The following is a 7,297-nucleotide window of genomic DNA, read 5'->3' as shown; positions in this document are numbered from 1 at the left end:
TGTTGCTGATTTTATTGCACCTAAAAGAAAAGAGGTAAAGTCATGAAAAGAGTAGCAATTAATTTTATTATTTTTCTGTTTGCAGATTTAGGCACATTCTTTGTTAAACACTTATTATCAATAGACGGTGGAGTTGTTCGGATTATTGGTTTGGTTGTTTTAGTCTTAGCTATTGCTTATCTAGTCCTCGAAAAACGAATGAATTTACCAAGTATTTATGGTAGAAGTCAATCTGGTGGCTCTAATGCTAACGGTGCAGCAGTTCTCGGTGTTGCCTGTGGACTTGTTGTAATCGGAACTACGCAATTGGTTATCGGTTTAGTAATTGGTTTAGTGATTATTTTGTTAGTCAATAAATTGGTTGCTACGACAGCTCAATAATTAGGATAAAGGACTGGATGGTGATATTCAGTCTTTTTTTATTTTCTTATTAAATTTTGAATAAAATAGGTATTAAAAGGGGGCGGGAGATTGGAAGAAAAAAAGAGACAACATAGTCCAATAAAAGTGGGATGTAGTATTGTGTTTGTGACGATTCATTTAATTATTTTACTATTAATTCTAACGATGTGTCGTGTGCCTAAAAGGGACTATGAGCCTTACTTGACCGCTGGAGAGCAGTATTATCAAGAAATTTTAGGCGTCTCACCAACTATTGCTTCTGGTAAATATTATGCTGATGAAGGTGGAGGTTTTTCAATAACTGTCACATTTTCACCAGAGCAAATGAAGAACCCGCTAGTTAAACAATTTACAAAAAACCAAAGTGAGTTATCATTTAGAGGAACATCAACTGAATCCAACATAGTGGGTATCTCTGAAGAAGCAACTAAAAATTTAGAAGCAGCTAATAGTTTCCATGAGTTTAATCGACCTGTTTCAAAAATGCTAGATGACTTACTGAAGAATGATAATCCTGATTCAGAGCTTTCCAAATCCTTAGAAGAAAGGGAAATTTTCATGTGTTCAACGGATTTATCTTTTTGGAAAAAGGTTTTTAATAATTATGAAAGATTGAAAGACAAACCGTTTGAAGAGAGATTTGCTTGGCTGAAAGACCAAACGGATGATAAAACCTTCTTTTTTTTGAGTACGGAAATTGCTGGTAGTGAGTTTTTATTTGAAACATTGAAGGAGGATGCGTTTCCTGTCGATGTTTTTCCAGTGGGGACCATTTTTAAAATGAAAGGTATCCTAGACAACAAGCACATTTTGTATCAATCAGATGAAAATTATCAGTTAGTTGAAAGTAAAAATGATTATCCTGTGACATACTAAAAAATCCCTGACCTATTTTCTCCATTAAGAAAATGAGTCAGGGACTATTTTTTATTTTATGCCATTAAATTGATACTCAAGAACGGCACTACCCATCGCACGAGCAGCGATCAATAAGCACTCTTCATCAATTTGGAACTTAGGGTGATGATGTGGGAAAGCTTCTTCGCCTTCTTTTGTTGCACCAATATAGAAGAATGAACTTGGTTTAACTTTTGCATAATAAGCGAAATCTTCAGATGGTGTTTGTGGTTCGCAGCGGAAGACTTCTGTCACGTTCTCAATCTTAGCTTTTTTAAAAGCTTTAGCAGCCATTTGTGTCAACTCAGCGTCATTCATTAACACGGGATAGTCACTTGTGTAATCTAAATCATAGGTTAAACCAAATGCTTGGCAGATACCATCCAATAATTGCTTGAACTGTGCTTCAACAATGGCCAAGTTACTTTCACGCATTACGCGAACGTCCCCAGCTAAAAAAACAGAATCTTTAATAACATTTGGAATACCCGCACCATCAAAGGAACCGATAGTTACAGTCACAGTGTCAGCAGGATTAATACGTCGACTAACGATAGTTTGAACAGCTGTGATAAATTGTGCAGCTGCTACAATTGTATCGTTAGCTTCTTGAGGTGCTGCGCCGTGTCCACCTTTTCCTTGAAGTTTCAGTTTAAATGTTGAGCGACCTGTTTGAATCGCACCTTCTCGGTAACCAATTTTACCTAATGCCATGTTTGTCATGACGTGTGCACCTAATACATGATCGATACCATCAAGACAGCCTGCTTCAATCATACCAAGTGCGCCACCTGGTGGAATCTCTTCAGCTGGTTGGTGAAGGACGCGAATACTTCCAGGAATTTCTGCTTTTAATTCAATTAATGTATCGGCTAAAATCATCATGTAAGCTGTGTGACCATCATGTCCGCAAGCATGCATGACACCTGGTGTTTGTGAGGCAAAAGAAAATGGCGTGTCCTCTTGAATTGGTAGTGCATCAAAATCAGCACGGATGGCTAAATTAGCACCAGGCAAGCCGCCAGTAATGTCAACGGTAATACCGTAACCATCACCAACGTTTGTTTTGACAACGCAATCTTTTCCTTCATAAAAATCAGCTATAAATTTGGCTGTTTTTTCTTCTTTAAAAGATAACTCAGGATATTGGTGCATATAACGGCGTAACTCGATAATTTCTGATTCTCTTTCTTTTAATCGTTGCTGTAATTTTTGTTGAACATTTTTCATTGAACTCATGTGATTTCCTTCTTTCTATAAGTTTATGCTTTAGTTAAAATAACTTCTTCAACTTCAGCAGAATTGTTTTTTGAGATGTATTGACGAGATTTGCGGTAAGCTGATAACCAACTATACATAGTTAAAATAGATAACACAGCTAGTACTGTCCAAGCAGAAGAGTATGAGCCAGTAGCATCAAAGGTTGCGGCCACTGACAATGAACCAATAGACAAGCCAATTTGAGTGGCACTGCTGACATAACCATAAACATCACCATATTTTTCAGGACCATAAATAGCAGAAGTAACTAATGGCGGAATCACAGTTCCAATGGCATTCCCTAAACCAAAAACAACTGCCATAGCATAAGCAAAAACGATATTTTGTCCAAATAAGATACAAACAAAGGCAAGAGCAAAGTTAGTACAACCAAATAAAATGCTGACCTTAATGCCCCATTTGTCATTAATCCAACCTAAAAGCAATTTACCACCTACACCAATGAGTGAGTATAAAGAGATGATAGAAGCTGAGATAGCAGGACCGTGTAATTCTTCTAAGGCAGGTGGAAATTGACCTAACGCCCCACTATTGATGATACCGTTACAAATCATCCCGATAATTAGGATGATAAAGAAACTTTTCTTAAAGGAATCTTTTGTTGGAATTGTTAATTGTTCTTTAGCAACCGTTTTTCCTTTTACCTCGACTTCATCTGCGCCATAAGGGTTTAAATTCATGTCGCTTGGTTGTTTTTTTATAACAAATAAAGAAACAGGCAAACAGACAACTAAAATAATTGCGGCAAAAATAAAGTAAGTTGTTCGCCATCCAAAATGAGTGAGCCACATTGTAACGAGGGGACTAAAAATAAATCCTCCCACACCAATTCCAGCCATGGCAATACTCATTGCCAATCCACGTTTTTTCTGGAACCAATTAGTGATAATGATACTAACAGGAATAATTGCAGCGTTTAAATAACTAATACCAATTACAAATGAAATAGCATAATGTTGATACACATTTTGTACTAAACCATAGGAAGCATAAGCAAGTGCAAAAACAATAATACTGATACTTTGCATTTTTTTGATGTTTCCTTTAGCTAACTTTTTAGTAACTAAAGGTGCTAAGAAAATCCCCATAATCTGCAAAATAGTGTTACTAAAAGTAAAAGCTCCCCGACTGATTCCCATCTCTGTTGTGAAGGGAATTAAAAACTTGTTTGCCATTGACATGACACTTGGCACCATTGTTGTCGTTATTAAGACACAGCCTAAGACAACCCACCAACCATAAAACATTTTTTCTTTTTTCATGACATACCATCCTTAATTAGTTTTGATTATTACGTCTTTCACATGTATAATTGTAATCGCATTCACGTTTTTGATAAATACGATTATTTCTTAAAAGAAGTAAGAATGTTAATTTATTATTATGCCTAATAATTTATGTCACTACTTTCGAACGATAATTAAAGATAAGGGGATTTTTAATGAAAAGTATGAGTTATTCATTGTCTAATATAGACGAAACAATCTTAGGCAATAAATATTTAACAGAAACAACAATCTATTTTGTGATTCAAGGATTATTGACTGTTGAGTTAAACAATCAACACTACGAGATAAGTGAAGGGAACTTTCTTGTAGGAAATCTAAATGACCGTATTGAAATCAGCACGCACAACTTAAGTGAGGTAACTGGTTTTATTTTAACAATTGATAATTTGTTTTTTACATCAGTGTACCCACAGTTTCTATCAACCAGATTTATTTGCTACTCAGAGGGTGTTGAAATAGGTAAACAAGAAAGTTATTTAGAAATTAGAAAGCATTTATGTGAGTTGATTTTAACGCATTATAGTACTAAGCCAATTAAAGAGTTAATCATTTCAATGTCGCTTAATCAGATAATATTGTGGTTAGTTCAGTATTTTAAGCAAGCTAATTCAAGCGAGCAACAAATTCAACATGAACTAATTTTAGAGGTTCTTGATTATTTAGATGACCACTATTTTTATATGATTACATTAGAGGATGTGTCGAAAGAATTTTATGTGACAACGTCTGGCTTATCAAAATTATTTAAAGATGTGACAGGAACTCATTTTTCAACTTATTTAAATGAATTAAGAGTATCAAGTAGTTTAAATGATTTGATTTTTTCAGGGCTTAGTATGGATGAAATCGCCCTTAGAAATGGGTTTGGTAGTAGTAAAACTTACAGAGAACACTTTAAAAAAATTCACGGTGAATCTCCTGGAAGTTACCGTAAAAAAAGAAAAACAGCCATTGAAAAACAAGAAAAAGAAGAAAGTGTGGCGCAATCAGATAGTTTAAATAGATACGATGTTTTAAATTCTTTGTATACCTATACGTGCTTACCAAGTGATAAAGTGACGAAGGTCACAAATGTAGTTCAACATAGAAAAGTTAATATTTTGAATCAAACACCTTCTAATATGTCTCATCCAAAGATTATTATTCAAGTGGGTTCATTGAATGAATTGCTAGATTATGGAACTTTTAAAGAACTTGAACGAATCCAAAAAGATATTGGAATTGATTATATCGGTGTTCAATCACTTTATGATGATTTATCAAGCTCGTATCGAATAGACAATGGGCAACATTTACCAATCTTTTCAATGTTTGGCAAATTTGATGAGTTGCTAGATTATTTAAATAAAGAAGAGATTGGTATTTTTTTCAATCAATCACTAGCGACCTTTAATCAGATGACGGAGCTTCAAAGAAAAGAGAACTTAACGTTTATTCAACATTTAGTGAATAAGCTAAGAATAACGAATTTAAAAAAATGGCGAGTGAATTATACGTTTGATTCAGGGCACCTTTTAAATGACACACAGACATTTGAATATTTATATGAAAAATTAAATGAGATATTACCAAATGTTCAAACAGGTGTTACTTTACCGATTGATTATCCAAACGATGATTTCGCTTCAGTTCAAGTAAAAAAAGTATTTTTAGAAAAGATATTGCCAAAATGTCATTTCACGTCTATCTTGTCTGAACCAAATCAAATTTATAATGATTACGAAAATGAGATTACAGATGTGGAAAAATTTCAAGAATACACTTACCGAAAAGTGGTTAAAATTGAAAAATTACTGGCAGAGTGGCAATTGTCATTACCTATTGTGGTGTTAGAGTGGAATACATTAACTGGGAAAGATCAATTTATTGGAGGAAATTTTTTTAGAGGAGCTATTATTTTTCAAGAGCTATTAAAAATAACCATGCACGCTGAATCTTGCGGTTTTTGGATTAATGCGGGACTGTATGAAAAATATCTACGAATCCAACCGATGAAATACGATGGTTTAGAGTTATTTCATAATTATAGTGGGTGTCGTCCAGTGTTCTTTATTTTACAATTTTTTAAACGTTTAGAGGGCAACGTTTTATCTCTTGGCAGTGACTATCTATTAATAGAAAAGGGCGGGCATTATCAGCTGGTTTTATGGAATACTAATTATTTTTTACCTAATTTAAGTATTGAAGCAACATTTTTGGAAAGTTTGTCGATTGCTTATCACATTGATACACAAATAATAGTCCCTAATTATTACCAAGTGAAACAATTTGAATTAAATCGTGAGTCAGGTGCATTATTTTTTAATTATGCTGATTTTGATAGTAAGGTGCCACTTGATTTTGAAGCACATCATTACTTAGCGCAATCTACTCAACCTCGAATGAAGGTTTTTGATATGGATGTTTCAAAACGATTTGAGTTAGATACAACAATTAGCAGTAATGGTATTTTATTATTTGAAATTACGCCTATTTATCATTAGAAAAAAATAGAGGTACATCTATTAAAAAAGATGTCCTCTATTTTTGTATTATCTTAATACATCAGGCATTAAAGTTTTGAAAAACTCAACGGTAGTGTTATCAATATCTGTCACAGGGTTAAATTCTACGACATCAATGGCGACCACGTTAAATGATTCGTGAAGTTCTCTAAAAATGTGTTGTGTTTCTTGAAGGGTTAAACCATCAGGCACATTTGTTGTGACACCAGGTGCGATAGATGGGTCGGCAGAATCAATGTCATAGGAAATATGCAAGTTGCTAACTTTTTTATCCTTTAAGTAGCTGATGGAGTCGTTCATGACTTGTTCAATGCCAAGTGTGCGAACATCATCTGCTGTATAGTGTTTAATTTCAAGATCGTCTAAGACAGCTTGTTCTTCAGGTTCAACGTCTCTAAGACCGATGTAAATAATATTTTCTGGTAAAAGATATTTAGTACGCGGCGTAAAATCAACTAGACCTTTGTCACCTAAACCAATTAATGCAGCAACTGGCATTCCGTGAACATTACCACTGTTTGTTATTTCATGGGTATTAATGTCAGCATGGGCATCTACCCAAATAACACCAAGATTATGATGTTGTTCAAGAGAGTGAGCCACACTTGCTAAAGCAATTGAATGATCCCCACCAATTAAAATTTCTTTTTGTTTTGTTTCATCATCTAAATAAACTTGGTAAATTTCTTTCAAGTGGTTCACAATGTCTTCGTAGTATTTCATATTATCTCTACTAGTATCTTCAGGGGATGTGATCGTTACGATGTTCTTATCAACTTTAGGTAAAGCGTTTTCATTTCTTAATACTTCAATACCAGTTTCAATTTCTGGATTGTCTGCACCATGGAACATATTCGATGTAATAACTCTCATTTCTTTTTTCCTCCTAACATAATTAAAAGACAAATCAATTATATCACAGTT

Annotated in this window: 6 protein-coding genes; 3 read left to right on the top strand and 3 right to left on the bottom strand. The window is 34.1% G+C overall.

From position 1 onward, the window contains the following. Window positions 1-42 precede the first annotated feature (42 nt). Window positions 43-381, top strand: coding sequence for a hypothetical protein (locus tag RR554_RS11920; protein ID WP_332464533.1), 339 nt, complete (start codon window positions 43-45; stop codon window positions 379-381). Between the two features lie 90 nt (window positions 382-471). Then, the gene (locus RR554_RS11915) at window positions 472-1,278 is read left to right on the top strand and encodes a hypothetical protein (RefSeq protein ID WP_332468119.1); all 807 of its coding nucleotides are present in this window, start codon (window positions 472-474) and stop codon (window positions 1,276-1,278) included. Between the two features lie 51 nt (window positions 1,279-1,329). On the opposite strand, the gene RR554_RS11910 is transcribed toward RR554_RS11915, so the two are convergent. Both RR554_RS11910 and RR554_RS11905 read right to left on the bottom strand, forming a co-directional pair. Continuing rightward, window positions 1,330-2,529 (bottom strand): amidohydrolase, encoded by a 1,200-nt coding sequence (locus RR554_RS11910; protein WP_332464538.1) that lies wholly within the window; start codon window positions 2,527-2,529, stop codon window positions 1,330-1,332. Window positions 2,530-2,561: 32 nt separating this feature from the next. After that, window positions 2,562-3,842 (bottom strand): MFS transporter, encoded by a 1,281-nt coding sequence (locus tag RR554_RS11905; RefSeq protein WP_332468118.1) that lies wholly within the window; start codon window positions 3,840-3,842, stop codon window positions 2,562-2,564. Window positions 3,843-4,021: 179 nt separating this feature from the next. On the opposite strand from RR554_RS11905, the gene RR554_RS11900 reads away from it, so the two are divergent. After that, complete coding sequence (locus tag RR554_RS11900) at window positions 4,022-6,352, top strand: helix-turn-helix domain-containing protein (protein WP_332468117.1); 2,331 nt, start codon at window positions 4,022-4,024, stop codon at window positions 6,350-6,352. Between the two features lie 48 nt (window positions 6,353-6,400). On the opposite strand, the gene RR554_RS11895 is transcribed toward RR554_RS11900, so the two are convergent. Beyond that, the gene (locus tag RR554_RS11895; protein ID WP_332468116.1) at window positions 6,401-7,246 is read right to left on the bottom strand and encodes an arginase; all 846 of its coding nucleotides are present in this window, start codon (window positions 7,244-7,246) and stop codon (window positions 6,401-6,403) included. Window positions 7,247-7,297 lie beyond the last annotated feature (51 nt).

The organism is Vagococcus sp. (assembly GCF_036639995.1).
Classification (GTDB): domain Bacteria; phylum Bacillota; class Bacilli; order Lactobacillales; family Vagococcaceae; genus Vagococcus.
This window is presented reverse-complemented; position numbering and strand designations above follow the sequence as displayed.